General features: G+C 70.3%; 15 protein-coding genes and 1 pseudogene. 15 read left to right on the top strand and 1 reads right to left on the bottom strand.

Translation table 11 applies throughout. The features are described from left to right. From ACZ6R6_RS41415 to ACZ6R6_RS41375, 9 genes and pseudogenes are all read left to right on the top strand, one after another. A pseudogene (locus tag ACZ6R6_RS41415) lies at nucleotides 1-717 on the top strand (hypothetical protein); the annotation flags it as partial. A 51-nt stretch (nucleotides 718-768) separates the two neighbouring features. After that, a complete protein-coding gene (locus ACZ6R6_RS41410; RefSeq protein WP_470102405.1) occupies nucleotides 769-3,831 on the top strand; it encodes a Tn3 family transposase in 3,063 nt (1,020 codons plus the stop codon). Nucleotides 3,832-3,951: 120 nt separating this feature from the next. Then, nucleotides 3,952-4,368: a hypothetical protein gene (locus ACZ6R6_RS41405; RefSeq protein WP_470102404.1), complete on the top strand. Its 417-nt coding sequence runs from the start codon at nucleotides 3,952-3,954 to the stop codon at nucleotides 4,366-4,368. Between the two features lie 60 nt (nucleotides 4,369-4,428). Beyond that, nucleotides 4,429-4,593 carry a hypothetical protein gene (locus ACZ6R6_RS41400; protein WP_470102403.1) on the top strand — a complete coding sequence of 55 codons (165 nt, stop codon included), beginning with the start codon at nucleotides 4,429-4,431 and terminating at the stop codon, nucleotides 4,591-4,593. Between the two features lie 197 nt (nucleotides 4,594-4,790). Then, entirely contained in the window at nucleotides 4,791-7,454 is a 2,664-nt protein-coding gene (locus tag ACZ6R6_RS41395) for a helix-turn-helix transcriptional regulator (protein ID WP_470102402.1), read from the top strand. A gap of 86 nt (nucleotides 7,455-7,540) precedes the next feature. Then, entirely contained in the window at nucleotides 7,541-8,437 is an 897-nt protein-coding gene (locus ACZ6R6_RS41390; protein ID WP_470102409.1) for an ABC transporter ATP-binding protein, read from the top strand. Continuing rightward, complete coding sequence (locus tag ACZ6R6_RS41385; RefSeq protein ID WP_470102401.1) at nucleotides 8,434-9,996, top strand: ABC transporter permease; 1,563 nt, start codon at nucleotides 8,434-8,436, stop codon at nucleotides 9,994-9,996. The genes ACZ6R6_RS41390 and ACZ6R6_RS41385 overlap by 4 nt, the downstream gene beginning before the upstream one ends. A 243-nt stretch (nucleotides 9,997-10,239) precedes the next feature. After that, nucleotides 10,240-11,115, top strand: coding sequence for a recombinase family protein (locus ACZ6R6_RS41380; RefSeq protein ID WP_470102400.1), 876 nt, complete (start codon nucleotides 10,240-10,242; stop codon nucleotides 11,113-11,115). A gap of 592 nt (nucleotides 11,116-11,707) precedes the next feature. Further along, nucleotides 11,708-13,612, top strand: a complete 1,905-nt coding sequence (locus ACZ6R6_RS41375; RefSeq protein WP_470102399.1) for an ISL3 family transposase — start codon at nucleotides 11,708-11,710, stop codon at nucleotides 13,610-13,612. Here the strand turns inward: ACZ6R6_RS41375 and ACZ6R6_RS41370 are convergent. After that, nucleotides 13,603-13,728 (bottom strand): hypothetical protein, encoded by a 126-nt coding sequence (locus ACZ6R6_RS41370; protein ID WP_470102398.1) that lies wholly within the window; start codon nucleotides 13,726-13,728, stop codon nucleotides 13,603-13,605. The two genes, ACZ6R6_RS41375 and ACZ6R6_RS41370, sit on opposite strands and share 10 nt — an antisense overlap. A gap of 153 nt (nucleotides 13,729-13,881) precedes the next feature. On the opposite strand from ACZ6R6_RS41370, the gene ACZ6R6_RS41365 reads away from it, so the two are divergent. The 6 genes from ACZ6R6_RS41365 to ACZ6R6_RS41340 all read left to right on the top strand — a co-directional run bounded on the left by ACZ6R6_RS41365 (nucleotide 13,882) and on the right by ACZ6R6_RS41340 (nucleotide 21,344). Further along, complete coding sequence (locus ACZ6R6_RS41365) at nucleotides 13,882-14,490, top strand: dihydrofolate reductase family protein (protein WP_470102397.1); 609 nt, start codon at nucleotides 13,882-13,884, stop codon at nucleotides 14,488-14,490. A gap of 52 nt (nucleotides 14,491-14,542) precedes the next feature. Beyond that, a complete protein-coding gene (locus ACZ6R6_RS41360) occupies nucleotides 14,543-14,866 on the top strand; it encodes a YciI family protein (RefSeq protein WP_399521425.1) in 324 nt (107 codons plus the stop codon). Beyond that, the gene (locus ACZ6R6_RS41355; RefSeq protein WP_470102396.1) at nucleotides 14,863-16,095 is read left to right on the top strand and encodes an RNA polymerase sigma factor; all 1,233 of its coding nucleotides are present in this window, start codon (nucleotides 14,863-14,865) and stop codon (nucleotides 16,093-16,095) included. The genes ACZ6R6_RS41360 and ACZ6R6_RS41355 overlap by 4 nt, the downstream gene beginning before the upstream one ends. Nucleotides 16,096-16,926: 831 nt before the next feature. After that, nucleotides 16,927-18,678, top strand: a complete 1,752-nt coding sequence (locus tag ACZ6R6_RS41350) for an ABC transporter ATP-binding protein (RefSeq protein WP_470102395.1) — start codon at nucleotides 16,927-16,929, stop codon at nucleotides 18,676-18,678. After that, nucleotides 18,675-20,390: an ABC transporter ATP-binding protein gene (locus ACZ6R6_RS41345; RefSeq protein WP_470102394.1), complete on the top strand. Its 1,716-nt coding sequence runs from the start codon at nucleotides 18,675-18,677 to the stop codon at nucleotides 20,388-20,390. The genes ACZ6R6_RS41350 and ACZ6R6_RS41345 overlap by 4 nt, the downstream gene beginning before the upstream one ends. A 126-nt stretch (nucleotides 20,391-20,516) precedes the next feature. Next, nucleotides 20,517-21,344: an alpha/beta fold hydrolase gene (locus ACZ6R6_RS41340; protein WP_470102393.1), complete on the top strand. Its 828-nt coding sequence runs from the start codon at nucleotides 20,517-20,519 to the stop codon at nucleotides 21,342-21,344. Nucleotides 21,345-21,375 lie beyond the last annotated feature (31 nt).

Genomic DNA, 21,375 nt, shown 5'->3' with positions numbered 1-21,375 from the left:
CTGGCCTTCCGCCGGCAGCGGCACCAGGAGCACGCCGCGCACGTCACCGCCTACCTGGCCGAGCGCAACGCCGCGCTGGCCGAGCAGGTGGCCGACAACACCAAGCACGACGCCACCGAACGCCGGGTGACCGACCTGTACACCAAGGCGGTCGAGCAGCTCGGCCACGCGCGCGCCGCCGTCCGACTGGGCGGCCTGTACGCGCTGGAGCGCCTGGCCCAGGACAACCCCGGCCACCGCCAGACCATCGTCAACGTCGTCTGCGCCTACCTGCGCATGCCGTACGCCCTGCCCCCGACGCCCGATGCGGCCGCCGACCGGGCCGAGGCCCTGCGCGCTGCCCGGCGCCGCCACCACGCCCTACGCACCGCCGCGCGCGGACGCACCACACCCCCACCCGCCCCGACTGGCGCCGGCCCGGACGCCGAAGGCGAACGCCAGGTCCGCCTCACCGCCCAACGCATCCTCACCGACCACCTCTGCGATAAACGCCCCGCCGACCAGCGCTCCGCCCTCCCGGCGGCACCGACCTTCTGGGAGGGAATGCGCCTGGACGGGGGTCGGAGAGATTTGGAACGGAATCCGGCGTTAACGGGGTTCCCGCTGGCCAGCGAGCCGAGGGTTTCCCTGCCTCCGAACGCGGCCGGCGCCGGATTCCGTTCGGTTTCACAGCGCGACTTTGATCTACGTTGTGTGACGGTAGGTAGCAGTTGGTAACGATTATGTTGCTCTGATGACGCTGTGTCTGTTGGGTCATACGTTGCGTACATGCCTGTCGACTTCCTGAGCGACTCAGAAGCGACGAAGTACGGCCGTTACGACGGTCCGCCCTCCCGGGTCGAGATGGAGAAGATCTTCTTTCTCGACAACGAGGACATGGCTCTGATCAAGGCGCATCGCGGCCGGCACATCCGGTGCGGCTTCGCTCTCCAGCTCGTGACCATGCGCTACCTGGGGTGTTTCCTGGCCGATCCGCTGGAGGTGCCGAACGAGGTCCTGGACGTCGTCGCCGGCCAGCTGGGGATCGAGGATCCGTCCTGCGTGAAGCGTTACACCGAGCGGGACAAGACGCGGCTGGAACATACCTGGGAGATCGCCAAGGCGTTCGGTCTGAAGGACTTCGCCTCGGCCGAGGCCGAGCTGGCGGGCAAGGTGCGGGCGCACGCGTGGAACACCGGCGACGGCCCGACCGCCTGTTTCCAGTACGCGGTGCGCTGGCTGCGGCAGAACGACGTGCTGCTGCCCGGGATCAGCACGCTGACCCGGCTGGTGGCGCGCGAGCGGGAACGCGCGACGCGGGAGCTGCATGACACTCTGGCGGCGCTGCCGAGCGCGCAGCAGCGGGCGGCGCTGGACCTGCTGCTGGAGGTGCCGCCGGGCAAGAAGGTCTCGGACCTGGAGCGCTGGCGGAGTGGCCCGTCGAAGGCGTCCGGGCCGCAGATCGTCAAGTCGCTGGACCTGGTGGCCGAGATCGGCGGCACCGAGCTGGGCCGTCTGGAGCTGGACGCCGCGGTGCCGCAGCGGCGGCTGGACGAGCTGGCCCGCTACGGCCTTACCGCCCACTCCTCCCAGTTGAAGAAGCATCCCGCCTCTCGGCGCCTGGCCACGCTGCTGGCCACCGCGCAGCGGCTGGAGACCAAGACCATCGACGACACGCTGGAGCTGCTGGACCTGCTCATGGTGACCGAGCTGCTCGGCAAGGCGCAGCGGGAGGCCGACAAGCAGAAGGTCGTCAAGCATCCGCGCCTGGCCAAGGCCTCAGCGTGGCTGGCCCAGGCGGTGGAGGTGCTGCTGGAGGCCGAGACGTGGAGCGAGGACGTGCGGCTGTTCGAGGTGTGGGAGATGATCGACGCGGTCGTGCCCCGCGCTCAGCTGCGCTCGGCGGTGGCCACCGTGACCGGGCTGGTGCCGCCGCCGGACGCCGAGGACGACGGCGGCTGGCGGGCGGCGATGGCGAACAAGTACGCCACCGTGTCCGGGTTCGTGAAGCTGCTGACCGCGGTGATCGCGTTCGAGGCCAACGCCGAGGGCCGGCGGGTGCTGGCCGCCATGCAGCGCCTGCCGGACGCGTTGGCCTACCGCTCGCGCCATCATCCGGTCACGGTGCTGCCGTTGCAGCTGATCGACCCGCTGGTGGTGACGGGTCCGTGGAAGCGGCTGGTATTCGGCCATCCGGCCCGCACCGACAATCTGGTCGATCGCAACGCGTACGTGTTCTGCGTGCTGGAGCAGTTCCACCGCCATCTCAAGCACCGCGAGATCCACGCGCCCGTCTCCAGCCGGTGGCGCGACCCGGACGCGCAACTGCTCAAGGGCGCGACGTGGGCGGCGGTCAAGGACAGCGTGCTGACCGACCTGGGCCTGCCGAACGACCCCGCCGGGCTGCTGGCCGAGCACGCCGAGCGGCTGGATCGTGCCTACCGGGTGGTGCGGGCCGGGCTGGCCGCCAACACCTCCGTCACCATCGACGATGACGGCAAGATCCACGTGGCGAGCGTGAAGGCGATCGATGAGCCGCCGTCGCTGATCGACCTGCGCAAGCGGGTGGAGGCGATGATGCCGCGGGTGGACATCTCCGAGGCGGTCGTGGAGGTGCTGGGCTGGTGCCCGAAGTTCATGGAGGCCTTCACCTCGATCGCCGGCACCGGCCCGCACCTGGACGACCTGGACATCTCGGTGGCGGCGTGCCTAACCGCCCAGGCGCTGAACATCACCTACGGGCCGATCGCGGTCAAGGGCGTGCCCGCGCTGGAGCGGCACCGGCTCGGCTACGTCGATCACACCTACCTGCGGGCCGACAACTACGGCGCGGCCAACCCGCACCTGATCGCCAAGCAGGCCGGGATCGGGTTCGCTCAGGCGCTGGGCGGCGGGCTGGTGGCGGCCATCGACGGCATGCGGTTCGTGGTCCCGGTGCCGTCGGCGTACGCCCGGCCGAACAAAAAGTATTTCGGGCCCAAGCGCGGAATCACTTGGCTGAACATGATAAATGATCAGGCGTTCGGTATCGCGGCGAAAATCGTGTCCGGCACCGACCGGGATTGCCTGCACGCGCTGGATGTCATCTTCGGCTCGGGCGAGGGCCGCCGGGCCGATGTGATTGTCACCGATACCGGATCGTACAGCGATCTGGTATTCGGTCTCGCGCATCTGCTGGACAAGGAATACCGTCCGGCGCTGGCCGATCTGCCGGACCAGAAGCTGTGGCGGGTGCAGGCCGACGCCGACTACGGGGCGCTGAACGCGCTGGCGCGCGGGCGGCTCGATCTGGGCAAGGTGACCCGGTGGTGGCCGGACATCCTGTGTCTGGTCGGCTCCATCTACACCAGCGCGGTCAACCCGTATGACGTGGTGCGGATGCTGCAACGCGACGGCCGGCCGACCGCGATGGGCGAGGCGATCAACACCTACGGCCGGATTTTCAAGAGTCTGCATGTGCTGGCGCTGATCGATGACGAGGGCATGCGGCGCGGTATCAAGAGCATCCGCAACCTCCAGGAAGGCCGTCACGATCTGGCGCAGAAAGTCTTCCATGGCCGCAAAAGCCAGGTGTTCCAGCGCTACTACGAGGGAATGGAGGACCAATTAGGAGCACTGGGCATTGTTTTGAACTGCCTGGTGCTGTGGAACACGGTCTACATTGACGACGCTTTGCGCCAGCTGCGGGCGCAGGGCTATCCGGTGCTGGATGACGATGTGGCCCGGCTCAGTCCTTTCATCAGACGGCACATCAACGTGCACGGCCGCTATTCCTTCCAACGTCCGCAGTTGGGCGCCGGGCGGCGGGCCTTGCGCGATCCTGACGCCGACAACACCGACGACGAGGATTGACGGGGATGCCCCCGCCGGGCCCCGGTGATCTTCCTCGATTCCAGGTGGGGTGTCCGCGAAGGCATAGCGCCTGGTTAGAGCAGGGGACGAGGAGCATGCGGAAGGCGTAGCGTCGCCGACGTGGTAGCTGACAGCGGCGAGTGGGACACCCGCCATCAAGACAACGTGATCGATCTGGCCGATGATCTGGCTGAGCTGGACGCGGCGCTGCTGGCGCAGCTCGATCCGGTGGACCGGGCCCGGCAGGCGCTGTGGCTGTATGCCGACGCGATGTGGGATGCGGTCAAGGCCACCAAGCCGGGCGAGGGCACCCCGGCCGCCCGCAACCCCTACAACTGCGTGGCCGCGCTGCGCGACTTCGCCGACGCACTGCGCAGCGGCGGGGAGGAGGCACAGCGGGTGGCTGGCGACCCCGACCCCGACCCCGACCCCGGCGATGACGACACCGGAGACGTCGCCATGTGGGCCGAACGGTTCAGCGCGACCGGGATCGACTTGCCCGTCTACACCCTGCCGGATCTCGCTCCCGGCGAGTAAGACCGGCCCCGGGACCTTCTGGCAGGGGTTGCGGCGACAGACGTCTGAAGAGACGACGCGGTGAGCAAGGGCAGCCGGTTGAGGGCACGCAAGAAGCCCGAGGCGTTGAGCGAGCAGAATCTGATCAACGGCTGGTCCGGCGCCGCCGGCGTTCGCATCCGGCAGGCCCGGCCGATGACCTGCCGGCCATGGCCGAACTGGTGCCGCTGGCCGGCGTCCGCCTGAAGGACGTGCTGCGCGAGGCGGTGACGGCCGACATCGCGGGCCCGCCCTGCGCAGCGGGCTCCGCGGCGGCGCCTTCCATCGGCATTAGATGCCGCAGGAGGTGGATCTGGACGCGCTGCCCAATCAGCGGCACACCGCCAAACGCGTATGCTGCCCAGCGTTGAGATCACCATGCCTGTGAGCGCAAGGAGCGCCTGATGTTGTATGGGCGGGAGCGGGAGCAGCGGGAACTCGGCCGGCTCCTGGCGGAGGCCGCCTCTGGCCGGGGCGGCGCCGTCGTGGTCCTGGGTGAACCGGGCGGCGGCAAGTCGGCGCTGCTGCGGTGGGCGGGTTCGGGCCAGGAGTTCCAGGTGCTCGGCTGCACGGGCGTGGAGAGCGAGGCCGAGCTGCCATTTGCGGCGCTGCAGGTGCTGCTGTCCGGCGCGATGGGGCACCTGCCCGGCCTTCCCGGTCCTCAGGCGGAGGCGTTGCGGGCGGCGCTGGGGCTGGCCGCGCCGGGGGGCGACAACCGGTTCCTGGTCGGCCTTGCCACGGTGTCGCTGCTGGCGGAGCTGGCCGCGGACGGGCCGGTGTTGTGCCTGGTGGACGACGCCCAGTGGCTGGACCGGCCGTCGGCCGAGGCGCTGGCGTTCGCCGCCCGCCGGCTGATGGCCGAGAAGGTGTTCCTGCTGTTCGCGGCGCGAGAGGGAGCCGCCCTGCCTGGCCTGCCCGAACTGGCGCTCAAGCGGCTGGATGCGACGGCTGCGCGGGCGCTGCTTGCCGAGCACGCTCCCGACCTGCCCGTCCATATACGCGACCGGGTGCTGGCCGAGGCCGACGGCAACCCGCTGGCCCTGCTCGAACTGCCCAAGACCGACGACGGCGAGCCCGGGCACCTCCCGCTGCCGCACCGGCTGCAGGACGCCTACCAGCAACGCATCGCCAAACTGCCCGCGCCGGCCCGTAACGCCCTGCTGGTCGCGGCGGCGGAGGAGAGTGGCGCGCTGGCGGCCACGCTGCGGGCCATGACGGTTCTCGGGCTGGCGGCGGACGCGCTGGCGGCGGCCGAGGGCGAGGGGCTGATCGCCGTAGAGGAGCAGACGGTCGTCTTCCGGCACCCGCTCATCCGTACGGCCGCCTATCGGGGCGCGCCGTTCACGGACCGGCTGGCCGCGCACGCCGCGCTGGCGGACGCGCTGGCCGGCGACCCCGACCGGGCGGCCTGGCACCGGGCGGCGGCGGCCACAGGAGCGGATGAGGAGGTGGCGGCGGAGCTGGAGGGGGCTGCCCTGCGGGCCCGCCGGCGTTCTGGGCACGCCACGGCCGTGGCGGCGCTGGAACGGGCCGTGCGGCTCACCTTCGAGGAGGCGGAGCGGGCGCGGCGGCTGGCGCTGGCCGGGGAGATCGCCGTGGACGCGGGCCTGCCCGATCGCGCCCGGCATCTGGCGGGGCAGGCGCTCCGGCTGACCGAGGACACCCGCGTGCTGGCGCGCGTGGCGACCGTGCGGGCCCGGGTGGAGTTCGAGCACGGCTCGTTGCGTACGGTGCACGAGGTGCTGGTCACGGCGGCCCGTCAGGTCGCGCCGCTCGATCCGGACACTGCCGCGTCGATGCTGGCCGACGCGGCGCGGGCGTCCTGGTCGGCCGGCGAGCCCGTACGGGTGGCACAGGCCCACCGCATCCTCGCGGAGCTGCCGCCGGACACGGTCAGGGACAGGCTCGTCGCGTCCATCGGCGGGGCGCTGAAGCTGTACTCCGACGATGCGGCCGAGGCGGCCGACGGGGTGGCGCTGCTGCGCGAGCACATCGCGCAGGGCAGGAACGGGCCGCCGGGGCTGCGGCTCAACGTGGCCTCGCAGGCGCTGCTGACCGGCGACTACGACGACACCCGCGACATCATGGCCGGCCTGGCCGAGGAGAGCCGCACGAGCGGCGCCATCGGCTGGCTGCCGATGGTGCTGTGCACGCTGGCGACCGCCGAGATCAACCTCGGCCGCCACCGCGACGCGGTCCAGTCCGCGAGCGAGGCACTGCGCATCGCCGCGGACATCGGCCAGCCCAGCCGCATGGCACACGCCGAGGCGCTGCTGGCGTACGTGGCCGCCGTCCGCGGCGACGAGCCCGGCACGCGTCCCGCCGAGCAGAGCCTGCGGCAGTTCCCCGCGCACGCCAACGCGCTGGTCGCTGCGTGGTGCGAGTGGGCGCTGGCGCTGCTCGACCTCGGCTACGGCCGCTACGAGGCGGCACTGGACCGGCTGGAGACGGCCACCCGCGGCCCGATCCAGCACGTGGGCCCCGGCGTGCACTTCGCCGCCGACCAGGTGGAGGCCGCCGTGCGGCTCGGCCACCCGCAACGCGCTGCCGAGCCGCTGGCCCGGCTGGAGCAGTGGGCCGCCGCCGCCCGCCTGCCCTGGGAGGACGGTCTCGTGCTGCGCTGCCGCGCGCTGACGACCGGCGACGGCACCCTGTACGAGCGGGCTTTGGAGCTGCAGGGCGAGGCCCGGCCGTTCGAGCGGGCCCGCACCGAGCTGCTGTACGGCGAATGGCTGCGCCGCGAGCGGCACAAGGCCGAGGCCCGCACGCACCTGCGCGAGGCACTGGAGCGCTTCGAACGGCTCGGCGCGGCACCGTGGGCCGAGCACGCCCGCGCCGAGCTGCGCGCGGCCGGCGAAAGCTCCACCCCGGCGGCGGCGGACGCGGCGGCCCAGCTCACCCCGCAGGAGCTGCAGGTGGTACGGCTCGCGGCGACCGGCGCGACGAACAAGGAGATCGCCGCACGGCTGTTCCTTAGCCCCAAGACCGTCGGCCACCACCTCTACCGCGCCTTCCCCAAGCTGGGCGTCTCCACCCGCACGGAGCTGGCCCGCCTGAACCTCGAATAGGGGAACATGCCCGATACCGTCGAATGTTCGCCGCTTCTACCGTCTTGACCAGCAGCAAAACGAACAAGACGAGGAGCGTGGCGGCCATGGAACTGGCCATCGAAGTGGAGGGACTGGTCAAGTCCTTCGGCCGGGCCCGGGCCCTGGACGGTCTGGACCTGACCGTGCGAGCCGGGGAGGTGCACGGCTTCCTCGGCCCGAACGGCGCCGGCAAGTCCACCACCATCAGAACCCTGCTGGGCCTGCTGCGAGCCGACTCCGGCCGGGTGACGCTGCTGGACGGCGACCCGTGGCGCGAGGCGGCCGAGCTGCACCGGCGGCTGGCCTACGTGCCGGGCGACGTGAGCCTGTGGCCGGGCCTGACCGGCGGCGAGGTGATCGACCTGGTCGGCCGGCTGCGCGGCGGCCTGGACCGGGCCCGGCGGGCCGACCTGCTGGAGCGCTTCGAGCTGGACCCGCGCAAGAAGGCCAAAACCTACTCCAAGGGCAACCGGCAGAAGGTCGCCCTGGTGGCGGCGTTCGCCTCCGACGCCGACCTGCTCATCCTGGACGAGCCCACCTCCGGCCTGGACCCGCTGATGGAGGCGATCTTCCAGCAGTGCGTGGCCGAGGAGAAGCAGCGTGGCCGGACCGTCCTGCTGTCTAGCCACATCCTGTCGGAGGTCGAGGCTTTGTGTGACCGCGTCACGATCATCCGGCGCGGCCGCACGGTCGAGGCCGGGCCCCTGTCCCAGCTGCGCGGCCTGTCCCGCAGCCGGGTCAGCGCCGAGCTGGCCTCCCCGCCCAACGGCCTGACCCGGATGCCGGACCTGCACGCGGTGCGGGTCGACGGCAACCGCATCTCCTTCGAGGTGGACCGCACCCGGCTGGACGCGGCGCTGGCCGAGCTCATCCGCGTCGGCGTACGCGATCTGACCTGCACCCCGCCCTCGCTGGAGGACCTGTTCCTGCGCCACTACGAGAGCGCGAAGGCGGAGCGATGAACGGCACCTGGACCCTGACCAAGCTCGCGCTCAAGCGTGAGCGCTTCGTCGTCCCGCTCTGGCTGGTGCTGCTCGTCGCGCTCGCGGCCGGGCAGGTCCAGCGGTACGCCACCGGCATTCCCGACATCGCAGCCTTCGCCCGCGAGATGGCCGCGAACCAGGCGCTGACCGCGTTCGCCGGGGAGATCCCCTCCGCCACCCTGGCCGGCATGGCGGTCTGGAAGAACGCCGACGCCATTTACACCATCCTCGGGCTGATCATGATTCTCACCGTCGTCCGGCACAGCCGGGGCGAGGAGGAGTCCGGCCGCGCCGAGTTGGTCGGGGCCGGCGTGGTCGGCCGCCTGGCGCCGCTGACCGCCGCGCTCGCCGTCGCCTGCGGCTCGGCCGTCCTGGCCGGGCTGCTCACCGCCGCCGCCATGGCCGCGACCGGCGCCGGCGCGGCCGGGTCGCTGGCCTTCGGCGCCGCGATCGCCGCCGCCGGCCTGGTCTTCGCCGGCATGGGCGCGGTGGCCGCCCAGCTCACCCAGACCGCGCGCACCGCGATCGGCGTGGCCGCGCTCGGCCTGGGCCTCAGCTACGTGCTGCGCTTCGTCGCCGACGGCAGCGGCCTGGCCGCGCTCAAGTGGCTCTCACCGCACGGCTGGTCGCACCTGGTACGGCCGTACGGGGACAACAACGTGGCCGTGCTGCTGCTCAGCCTCGCCTTCACCGCCACGACCCTCGCCCTGGCCTACCGGCTGCTCGCCCGGCGCGACCTGGGCCACGGCCTGATTCCCGAACGTCCCGGCCCGGCCGCCTCCGACCGGCTGCGCAGCTCCCTGCGCCTGGCCTGGCGGCTGCAGAAGGGCCTGCTCGGTGGCTGGATCGCCGGATACGCGATCGCCGGGCTGGTTCTGGGCGCCCTGGCCACCTCCATCGAGGAGGTCGCCCGGCAGGGCGCTGCGGTCGAGGAGTTCTTCCGCCGCTACACCGCCTCGCCCGAGGCCACCATGACCGACGCCTACCTGTGGCTGATCGCGCTCAGCCTCGGCTACGTCTCGGCCCTCTACCCGCTGCTGGTCCTGCTGCGGCTGCGCAGCGAGGAGATCACCGGCCGGGCTGAGCTGCTCCTGTCCACCCCGGTCTCCCGCGTGCGCTGGGTCGCAGGCCACCTGCTCTTCGCCCTGGCCGGAACCGCCCTGATCCTCGCCACCGCGGGACTGACCATGGGCCTGGTGGCCGGAGCGCCCGGCAAGGTCCTCGCCGGCGCCCTGGTGCAAGTGCCCGCCACCTGGACCTTGGCCGGGGTCGGCGTCCTGGCCTTCGGCCTGCTGCCCCGCGCCGCGGCGGCGATCTCCTGGGCGGCCTTCCTGTTCGTCAACCTCTTCGGCGAGGTGCTCGGCCCGATCCTCGGCATCGACTACTGGATCGCCAAGTACGCAGTGCCCTACCCCAACCTGCCCATGGTCATCTCCGGCGAGCCCTTCACGGCCACCGCCATCGCGATCATGACAGGCATCACCGCCGTCCTGGTCTCGGCCGGCCTCGCCGCCGTTAGACGCAGGGCACTCACCTGAGCCCCAGCGACGCCACGGAGAGATCCGCCCTGGACTCCAGGGCGGATCTCTCCGTACCCCCAGCACCATGCCCAAGACATGCCCACACTCTCGATGGCGCAGTCAGGTGCGGTGTTTCATAAGCGGTCGCCTATGAAACACGACGAGCCCGCTCGCGCGACCTGGACGTTCACGCCGTGCCTTTGTTTCATAGGTCGGTGCATAGCTCTGGACGTTTGCAACAGCAGATGAAACGATCTGGGGGTGAGCGACGGCGATTTCCAGCGGGTCGAGGCCAACGACTGCCCGATGTCCTCCTGCGCGGCCCCGGCCGGGTCACCGTGCCGGACCGGCAAGGGACGGGTGGCCGCGCAGTACCACACCGCTCGGTTCCGACTCGTACCGTCACTGGCCAAGACCCTCAACGTACCGACCCCGCCCGCCCGCAAGCCAGGCTCCGTCTGGATAGAACTGCCGCGCCCTTCCGTGGCCGGCACTACGCCGGCCGGGCACGCGCGGATCGGGTACGCCCGCGCGTCCACCGTCCGCCAGTCGCTGGACACCCAACTCAACTCGCTGAAGACGGCCGGGGTCACCCGAATCTTCCACGAGAAGATCTCCACCCGCGCCAAGCAGCGTCCCCAACTCGACAAGGCCGTCACCCTCGCTCGGGACATGCGTGCCTCGGGCATTGCGGTCACCCTCGTCGTCCACGAGCACAAGCGGCTCGGCCGCGGTATCGACCTGGCCGCCCTCGCCGAGCAACTCAGAGCCGACGACATCGGCTTGGAGTTCCTCAACGGCGAGTTGCAAGGCTCGCACGACCCGTCCGGGGTGGTCTTCACCGTGCTCGCCGCCCTGTCCGGGATGGAACGCGAGTACATCCGCGACCGCACCCTCGAAGGCCACGAATCCGCCCGCGCCCGAGGCAAGAGCATCGGCGGAGCCGCTGTCACCGATTCGGCCATGCTCTCCATGGCCCTGCACCTACGCGAACAGAACCTCAGCTTGAGGGACATCGCCCTCCAACTCGTCATCACCAAGGGCAAGAAGAAGGGCCAGCACCCGTCGGCAGCCACCATCCTCCGGATGCTGCGCGAACACGACGAAGCGACTGCCTCCGCGACGCGGAAGGATTAGCTCCAACACCCATTGACCTGCAGTTGGAGCGCTACCTCGCCCCTGGCCGTAGCTTCGGGAGTCCTGGGCCATGTCCGGAGGACCTCAACGGCAGGGGCTCACTGACCAGCGGGAACCCCGTTAACGCCGGATTCCGTTCCAAATCTCTCTGACCCCCGACGCAAGCATCTAGTCAGCACCCTGGCTCATACGGTGCGCTGGGCGCATACTGTGACCACTCCTCCCTGGTCAAAGGTGGTCTCCCGCCAGTCGTGCATGCCGTCGATAGAAGATCGTTCGGCTCACCCCGAACACGCGGCCCTGGTGGCCAGCGAGCGAGGCGCCGATCTGGCTATAGGTGGCCGTGTCCCACCCAATCCGGTACGCAGGTCGGCCCTTCAGAAGACGAGTCCACCCGCCGGGATTCTCCTGGCCGTCTGCCTGCACCCATGGGGCTCTGTCTCACTCTGCGGGGTCGGGTTACAGAGTGTGAGGTGTGGGGCTGTTGGTGTTGGTCGCGGTCTTGTAACACGGTGCGCATGGGTGCGGCCGTTCCGTCACGATTTGGATCACTCGAAGATCAAACGTGAAGAACGGCCGCGTAGGGGTCATTGTGCTGCACGAGGTGTCGTCCGAGCAGGCCCGTCTGCTGGGGATGTTGTTCCCGCATCTGGACGGTCTGGAGTTCGTCGGGGTCAGGGCCGGGGATGCCGGGTTGGTCGTCGTGGCCAGGACCGCGCCGGAGCCGGTGGCCTGCCGGGGGTGCGGGACACCGTCGTCACGGCTGCATGAGCGGTATCGGCGCAGGCTGGAGGATGTGTCGTGCGCGGGTCGGCCGGTGCGGGTGGAGTTGGAGGTCCGCCGGTTGTGCTGCTTGAACGCCGACTGCGCCGTGGTGACGTTCGCCGAGCAGGTCGAGGGAGTGACCCAGTGGCGGCAGCGGCGGACTCCGGGCCTGCGCCATGTGCTGGAGCGGGTCGGCCTGGCACTGGCCGGGCGGGCCGGAGCGCGCCTAGCGGCGGTGTTGGGCGCGGTGGTGTCGCGGTGCACGATGCTGCGGCTGATCCGTGCCCTGCCCGATCCCGAGGTCGGCACAGTAAGAGTGCTGGGCGTCGACGAATTCGCCAAACGCCGTGGTCAAAGCTATGCCACCATCCTGATCGACCTGGACACCCACCGTCCGGTCGACGTGCTGGACGGCCGTGAGGCCCAACCTCTGGCCGACTGGCTGGCCGCCCACCCCGGGGTTGGCGTCGTGTGCCGCGACCGGGCGGGAGGGTTCGCCGAAGGCGCACGGCTGGGAGCGCCTGACGCCCGGCAATGCGCCGACCGCTGGCATCTCTACAACAACCTGTGCGTAGCGGTCGACAAGACGATCCGAGCAAACCGCGCCGACCTGCGCGAACCCATCCCCGCCGGGGACGGCCAGGACGCGCCGGAGGCCTCGGGTACCGGCACCACCGCCGCCGCCCAGAACAATGCCGACACTCAGATCTCCGAGCCTCCTGAGGAGGCCAGCCGCACCGGCGCCGAAGATCTACTTCCCAGCGCCGAGGCATCCGCCCAGTTGCACAACTTCATCCCCTACCTGCGCAAACGCATCCTCGATGATCGGTGCGCCAACGCCGCCCTCCTCTTCCAGGAACTGCGTGAACACGGCTATCAGGGCAGCGCCCGCACCCTTCGCCGTTACCTGGTCCCGTTCCGGGACGAGCTGGCCGCGCGGAAGTTGCCGTCGGTGCCCCTGTCCGGCCCCAGCACTGTGTCAGTCGCCGACCGGACCCGCCAGCGTCACGCCGAGATCCACGCCCTGCTCGCCCAGGGCTTCAATCAGACCCAAATCTGCCAGATCACCGGCCTGTCCGAGCAGACCGTCAAGAAGTTCCGCCGAGCCGCCACCGCCGACGAGCTGCTGGGGGACCCCGGCAACCAGTACCGCCTCTTCGAGAGGTTCGTCCCCTACCTGCGCAAACGCGTCATCGAAGACGGCTGCGACAACGCCGCGCTGCTGTGCCGGGAACTACGTGATCAGGGCTACCGCGGCAGCACCCGAACCATCCGCCGCTACCTGGTCCCGCTCCGCGCCGGACTGCACGGCCCCGACCTCCCACTCAAGCCACCGTCCGTCCGCGACGTGCGCCGATGGATCACCAGCGACCCCGACCACCTCACCGACGACGACAAAGACCACCTCGCCGCCATCCTGGACCGCAGCCAGCCCCTGTCCGCCCTCGACCAGCACGTCACCACCTTCGCCAAAATGCTCATCCACCGCACCGGCGAACGCGACCTCGACGACTGGCTCACCGCCGTCGACACCGAGACCACAGACCTGCCCCACCTGCGGTCCTTCGCCCAAGGCCTCCGCCGCGACCACACCGCCGTCCTCAACGGACTGTCCCTGCCCTACTCATCCGGCGCTGTCGAGGGCGAAAACTGCAAGATCAAGCACCTCAAGAGAATCATGTTCGGCCGCGCCAACCTCGACCTCCTCCGAACCATGATCCTTCACAACTGAGCGTCACCACCGACGGCCCGCCCCAGAGTGAGACAGAGCCCCTTCTGGATGGCCACCAGCAACGCCCGCCACCACTGGTCCGCACTGGCGTGCTTGAGGAAGTGGAGCGCAGTCACCGCGAAACTGTCGTGCTGTCGGATCGCTGACGACCGGCGTCCCGAAAGGTTCTTTGAAGAAATCCGGGAGGCGGTGTCGGATCGGGGCGGTGGTGTTCGTAGCAGGGGTGAGGCCGCCCACAAGGGGCGGCGCCAAGGTAAGGAACCGCGATCATGAAGCTGACGACCATGACTCAGGTCACCATCGATGGAGTGATGCAGGGAAACGGCGCCGCGTCGGATGACCGCAGGAACGGATTCGAGCGCGGCGGATGGGCCCGGGGGAAGGGCGACGACGAGACCAGGATGTTCATCACGCAGACCTACCAGCGCGCAGAGGCGTTCCTGTTCGGCCGGCGCACCTACGAGCTGTTCGCCGGCTCCTGGGGATCAATCGACCAGATGCGCGCACATCCCATCGGCGTGGCCTTGAACGAGGCCCCCAAGTACGTTGCCTCGACCACGCTCACCGCGCCGCGTTGGGAGGACACGACCGTTCTCCGCGGTGACCTCGCGGCGGCCATCAGTAAGCTGAAGGCCAAGCCGGGGGGTGAGTTGCAGGTGCACGGCAGTGGCATCCTGACCCGGTGGCTGCTGGAGAACGATCTGATCGACGAGATGACTCTGCTCACCGTCCCGGTGGTCGTCGGCCAGGGCGCGCGGCTGTTCCCGGACGCGGGCCCGGATCTTGCGCTCGACCTGGTCGAGTCGCGCGTCGACTCCAAGGGCGTGACGATCCAGGTCTACCGGCCGGCCGGGCGCCCGCAGTATGCAACGGCTTGAAGTCCCTACCACCGAACCACGCTGTCTTGACACCGCAGGAGATGATCTTCAGATGCAGTACCTGGTTTCCGTGATCGATGACAAGAGCAATCCCGGCAGCACGGACAGGCGGCCTGCCATCAGCGCGTTCAACGAACGACTGATCGCCGAGGGCTACTGGGTTTTCTCGGGCGGACTCGCGGACACCGACGCGGCCACGGTCATCGACAACCGGGGCGAGCAGGCGGTGTTCAGCGACGGGCCTTTCGTGGAGTCGAAGGAGTACCTCGCCGGCGTCTGGGTGTGGGAGGCCCCCGATCTGGATGTGGCGCTCAAGCTCGCCACCGAGGCGTCGAAGGTCTGCGATCGGAAGATCGAGGTACGGCCGTTCCAGTGAGCGACGTCGAGGAGGCGATCACCCGGGCCCACCACGACGAGTGGGCGCGGGTGGTCGCCGCCGTGACCAGGCGCTTCGGTGACCTCGACATCGCCGAGGAGGCGGCCGCCGAGGCGTTCGCGACCGCCGTCGAGCGCTGGCCGGCCGACGGCGTACCGCCCAACCCCGGCGCCTGGCTGACCACCACCGCCAACCGCAAGGCCATCGACCGGATCCGGCGCGAGAACAAGCGCGACGACAAGCACAAGGAGGCTCAGATGGTGTACGACGACCCGCCCGAGCCTGTCGGCGCCATCGACGACGACCGGCTCCGGCTGATCTTCACCTGCTGTCACCCAGCGCTGGGGATCCAGGCCAGGGTGGCGCTGACGCTGCGCATGGTCGGCGGTCTGACCGTGCCCGAGATCGCCCGTGCCTTCCTGATCCAGGATGCCGCCTTGGAGCGGCGGATCACCCGCGCGAAGGCCAAGATCAAGGCGGCTCGCATCCCGTATCGGGTGCCGCCCGCCGAGGATCTCCCGGCACGCATCACCGGCGTACTCGCCGTGCTGTATCTGGTGTTCAACGAGGGCTACCTGGCGACCGGCCCCGGCACCGACCCGGTGCGTCACGACCTGACCGCCGAGGCGATCCGGCTCACCCGCCTGATCCGTGCCCTCCTGCCCGACGACGGCGAGGTGGCCGGGCTGCTGGCGCTGATGCTCCTCACCGAGGCCCGCCGCACCGCCCGGGTCTCGGCCAGCGGCGAACTGGTCGCCCTCGACGAGCAGGACCGTGGGGCCTGGGACACGGCGCTGATCGCCGAAGGTCACCACCTGGTGCGCGAGCGCCTCGCCGCGGCCGCCGCCGGGGTGGCTCCAGGCCGCTACCAGATCCTCGCCGCGATCAACGCCGTGCACACCTCCGCCCGCGACGTCCGTGACACCGACTGGTCGCAGGTCCTCGCCCTCTACGACCAACTCGTCCGCCTCGACCCCTCACCGATCATCGCCCTCAACCGGGCCATCGCGGCCGCCGAACTCGACGGCCCGCAGGTGGCACTGGCAGCCATCGACCGTCTCGAGGACAAGCTGGCCGGCTATCACGCCTACCACGCCACCCGCGCCGACCTGCTGCGCCGGCTGGGCCACAGTCAGCAGTCGCGCGCGGCCTACGACAAAGCCATCGAGCTGGCGGGCAACACCGCCGAGACCGCCTACCTGACCCGCCGCCGCGGCCAACTCCGGTAGCACCCACCGATCCCGATCGACACCCCTCGCGCAGCGGCGGCCGACCCCGAGGCGCCCTGCCGCTGCATTCCGCAACGTGTCGCCCCAGCGACGGGTCTCGCTTCGTCCGAGCTTCGAATGCCAGGTCGCGAATACGCATTTCGCGACGCCGAGCGCGCAACTGAGCGTCACCACCGACAGCCCGACCCCGCAGAGTGAGACAGAGCCACCCATGGCCGTCCGCCAGGGTTGTCATGGCCGCCAATCGGGGCTCCCCGATGACCGCTAACGCACGGCAACCCCGATCCAGACGATGGTGGCGGACGGTCGGCCTTCGACTCCCCGGGAACATTTGTCCAAGACTGATAGTCGACCGCCCGTGCACAGTCTCCGCATGAATGAGTACGACATCGAGCCGCGTGGTGAAGGCCGCGGTCGAGAGAGCCGCCGACTGGAGAGGGCGGGGTCTTCGTAGACGGGGGCGCCTGCGGCCAGTAGGGCGGTGAGGGCGTGCCGCTGGCGGGCGTCAGTCTGCATGTCTGTCGAGTGCCACAGGCGGACCCGGTCAGCCACGTCCGGCATCCGTGACGGGTGGGTGCGGGTGAAGGCCAGGGCGGTGGGCAGGGCGGTGCCCGCGCTGGTAGGGGCGTAGTCACGCCGCTCCTGGGTGTCGGCCTGCCAGGCCAGCTCGACCGGGCCCTCGCCCCCTCATACGCCGCCCCTCATCCACCATCGGCTCGGCCACGGGCCGGGTCGTGACGAGATCGACGAGACCGGAGAACGATGACCACCACCAGCGACCTCGCTCGGACGACCGAGCAATCGCATGCCGATTCCGCGGCGGGACAGAGCATGACCCGGCTGTTGCGTCCCCATCTGCGAAGCTTCGCGGCCGTGGTGATCTTGCAGGTCATCGGCGCGCTCGCGGGTCTGGCCCCGTTGCTGGCGGTCGTCGAACTGGGCCGTGCCCTGCTGTCGCCCGGCCCGATCGATCACGCTCACGTCTGGACTGTGGTGATCGCGGGTGCGGCCGGCCTGTTCGTCCGGCTGCTGTTCACCGCCGCATCGTCGGGGATCGGGCATGTTCTCGACAGCCGGGTGCAACTGACGTTCCGCCGGCAGTTGGCCGCGTCGCTGGGACGCGTCCCGATCGGCTGGTTCTCCCGGCGCCGCACCGGTGAGCTGGCCAAGGTGGTGGGCGAGGACGTGAGTGCCGTGCATCCGTTCATCGCCCACGCCCCCGGCGAGCTCGTCGCCGCGTTCGTGGTGCCGCTGGTGTCGCTGATCTACTTGTTCACTGTCGACTGGCGGCTCACGCTGATCACGTTGATCCCGGTGGTGCTGGCGATAGCGCTGGTCCCGCTGCTGATGCTGCCGGCCAGGACACGCGAGCAGGAGGCCTACGACGCGGCCATGGGACGGATCGCGATTTCCGTCGTCGAGTTCGTGCAAGGCATCTCGGTGGTCAAGGCGTTCGGCGGAGGCGAGCGTGCCCACCGCACGTTCCTGACAGCCGCCGACGATTTCGTCAGCATCTTCTCCCGCTGGGTGCGCGGCATGTCGGTGGTCGCCGCCGGGATGCAGCTGGCGCTGTCGCCGCCGTTCGTGCTGCTGGTCGTGCTGATCGGCGGCACGGCTCTGATCACCTCCGGCGGCCTGGCGCCAGCGGACCTGCTGCCGTTCCTGCTGCTGGGCCTGGGGCTGACCGCTCCGGTGGCGGCGCTCGGCCACGGCTTCGACGACCTGCAGGCCGCCGGCCGCGCGGTCGGCCGGATCAAAGACGTGCTCGCGGTCCGGCCACTGCCCGAGCCCGCCCACCCGCGTCCGCCGCGGGGACACCGGGTGGAGCTGCGTGACGTCCGCTTCGCCTACGACGCCGGCCGCGAGGTGCTGCGCGGCATCGACCTGGTGCTGGAGCCAGGGACGGTCACCGCGGTCGTCGGGCCGTCGGGAAGCGGGAAGTCGACGCTGGTCCAGCTGTTGCCGCGGTTCTTCGACCCCAGCCACGGCTCGGTCCTCCTCGGCGGCGTCGATCTGCGCGAGATCGGCGGCCGGGAGCTGCATCGGCACGTGTCCTTCGTCTTCCAGGACGTCCGTCTGCTGCGTGTCTCGGTCGCCGACAACATCGCGCTGGCGGTGCCGCGGGCCGACCGCGATGACGTAATCCGCGCCGCCCGGCTGGCTGGCATCCACGACCGCATCCTCCAGCTGCCGCACGGATACGACACGGTGCTCGGCGAAGAGGCCAAGCTGTCCGGAGGCGAGGCGCAGCGGATCTCGATCGCCCGCGCGCTGCTTGCCGACGCTCCCGTGCTGGTGCTGGACGAAGCGACCTCCTTCGCCGACCCGCAGACCGAACAGGCGGTCCGCCGGGCCCTGGCGATGCTGGGCGGCGACCGCACGATCGTCGTCATCGCCCACCGGCTGGAGACGGTCGCCGACGCTGACACTGTCGTGGTGCTGGAGGACGGAGCGATCGTCGAACGCGGCAGGCCCGCCGACCTGCTGACACGAGGCGGAAGGTTCGCCGCGTTCTGGCGATCCCACCAATCCGACGAGATCAAAACCCACGGTGGCGTACTGCGAGGAGACGAGCCCCGATGATCCGAATGCTGCTGCGTGTGCTCGGAGATGAGTACGCCTGGGCGATGCGCCGCACCGTGATCCTGATGACGATCACCGCGGTGGTCGAAGGTTTGTCCTACGCGCTGCTGGTCCCGGTGCTGCGGGCGCTGCTCGGCAGCACGCCCGCGGATGCCGTGCCCTGGCTGGTCGCGTTCGGGGCCGCGGTCGCCCTCTACGCCGTGCTGCGCTACATCAGCGACTTGTCCGGCATGCGGGTCGGGACCACCATGTTGCGCGGCATGTATCGCCGGCTCGGCGAGCATCTGGCGCGCCTCCCCCTCGGCTGGTTCAACGCCGGTCGCATCGGCGAGGTGTCCGCCCTGGCCGGCCGTGGCCTCCTGCAAGCCATGGGCGTGGCCGCGCATCTGCTGGCACCGTTCATCTCTGCCCTGGTCACGCCCCTGACCATCGTGGCCGTGATGACCGCCTTCAACTGGCGGATGGGGCTGGCCGCGTTGCTCGCCGCACCCGTCGTGGCGGCGATCCAGGTCTGGACGGCACGCGCGACGGCCGCCGCCGACGTTGAGCGTCACGAACGCGACCAGGAGGCCGGCGCGCGTGTGATCGAGTTCCTCCAGGCCCAGCCGGTGCTGCGGGCCGGCGGACGGACCGGCGAACGCTTCCAGCTGCTCGACGACTCGCTTCGGAATGCCCAGCGCGCCTCCCGCCGTACCGTGCTGGCGACGCTGCCCAGCGCCGTGGGGCTGACGGTCACCGTGCAGGCGATGTTCACCGTGCTGCTGGTCCTGGGCGCCTACCTCGCGCTCGGCGGGAACATCGGCGCGGCGGAGGTTCTGGCGATCCTGGTGCTGGCCGCCCGCTGTGCCGATCCGCTGCTGTCGCTGTCGGACATGGGCGGCAAACTGCGCGGCGCGCGTTCGGAGCTGGCCAGACTCGAGACGGTGCTGCGCACCGAGCCGCTGCGAGAACCCCGCGAGCCGATCCAGCCGGCGCACCACGACCTGGAGTTCGACGCCGTCGCCTTCCGGCACGGCGCGCTCACGGTGTTCAACGAGGTGTCGCTCACCGTCCCTGAAGGACAGCGGCTCGCGGTCGTCGGACCGTCCGGCGCGGGCAAGAGCACTCTGCTGCAGCTGCTGGCGCGCTTCTACGACGTGGACGCCGGCGCGGTGCGCGTGGGAGGCGTGGACGTGCGCGCGATCAGCACCGAGGCGCTGATGGCGCGGATCGCCATCGTCTTCCAGGATGTCTATCTCTTCGACGGCACGATCGAGGAGAACGTGCGCCTGGGCCGTCCCGGCGCAGGCGCGGCCGAGGTGCGGGCGGCGGCGACCGCGGCGCGGTTGGACGAAGTGATCGAGCGACTGCCCGGAGGATGGGCTGCGAAGGTCGGCGAGGGCGGCGCACTGCTGTCAGGTGGTGAGCGCCAGCGTGTCTCGATCGCGCGGGCGCTGCTGAAGAACGCGCCCATCGTGCTGCTGGACGAGGTGACCTCGGCGCTGGACCCGGTCAACGAGGCGGCCGTCCACGAGGGCATCGAGCGCCTGATGGCGGGGCGGACGGTGGTGATGGTGGCGCATCGGATGCGGACCGTCCGGCGCGCCGACCGCATCGTCTTCCTGGACGGCGGCCGGATCGTGGAGGACGGCAGCCACGACGAACTGCTCGACCATGGCGGCCGCTACGCCGGCTTCTGGAACATCTCCATGGCTCCCGCCGCGCGGGAATGAGCCCGCCGGGCCCGTGTTCCGGCCTTGGGACCTCGGTACGGCCGTTATGGTGACGGCCGCCGGTCTTCGACTGCGCGGGAACATTTGTCCAAGACTGGCGGCCGGCCGCGCGTGCATAGTCTCCGCATGAGTGAATACGACATTGAACGTTCGCATGGGATGCACGTGGTCCATGACGGCTCGCGGCAGGCGCCACCGTTGTTGCTCATCCACGGGTCGGGGGCCTCGGGCGGTTTCTGGGGTCCGGTGGTCCCGGCGCTGGCCGGTCACCATCACGTCATCCGGGTCGACCTCCCGGGTTGCGGCCAGTCCCCGCCCGCGCCGTCGTATGACGTGCCCGCGCAGGCGGGTCAGGTGGCGGCGCTGCTGGACAACCTCGGGCTTCGTCACGTCGCCGTGGCCGGGCACTCCAGCGGCGGCTACGTCGCCACCGCGCTGGCCGAGCAACGTCCCGACCTCGTGGGTTCGCTTGCGTTGATCAGTAGTGGCCCGAGTCCGGATGCGCTCCTCCGGCAGCCGTTCATCCTTCGGGTGCTGCTGGCCCCGCCGCTGGGCCCGCTCATGTGGCCGAGGCGTTCGGATGCGATGATCCGCAAGGGGATCAGCGCGACGGCCGTTCGCCCCGTGGACCTCCCGGCCGACGTGGTCGCCGATGTACGGGGCATCACCTACCGCGTGATGAGGACGGTACTGCGCCAGAACACCGCGTACATCGCCGAACGGAGCGTGCCCGAGCGGCTCGCCGCCCTCGGGGTCCCCGTGCAGGTGATCTTCGGTGCTGCCGATCCCCGTTGGGAGCCGTCGTCGGCGCGCCGATACGACGCGGTGCCGGGCGCGCGGGTCGAGCTGCTACCCGGTGTCGGGCACCTACCCATGCTGGAAGCGCCCGAGACGATCGGCAAACTGCTGCTGGACTTCACGGCGGCGGGGCCGACGACGACCCGTGATCCCTGATGCCTAGACTGGCCATGTGTTGCCTGCCGGA

It is taken from the genome of Streptosporangium sp. NPDC048886, assembly GCF_055586905.1.
The sequence above is the reverse complement of the archived record's forward strand: the minus strand, read 5'-3'. Positions and strand labels throughout refer to the sequence as shown.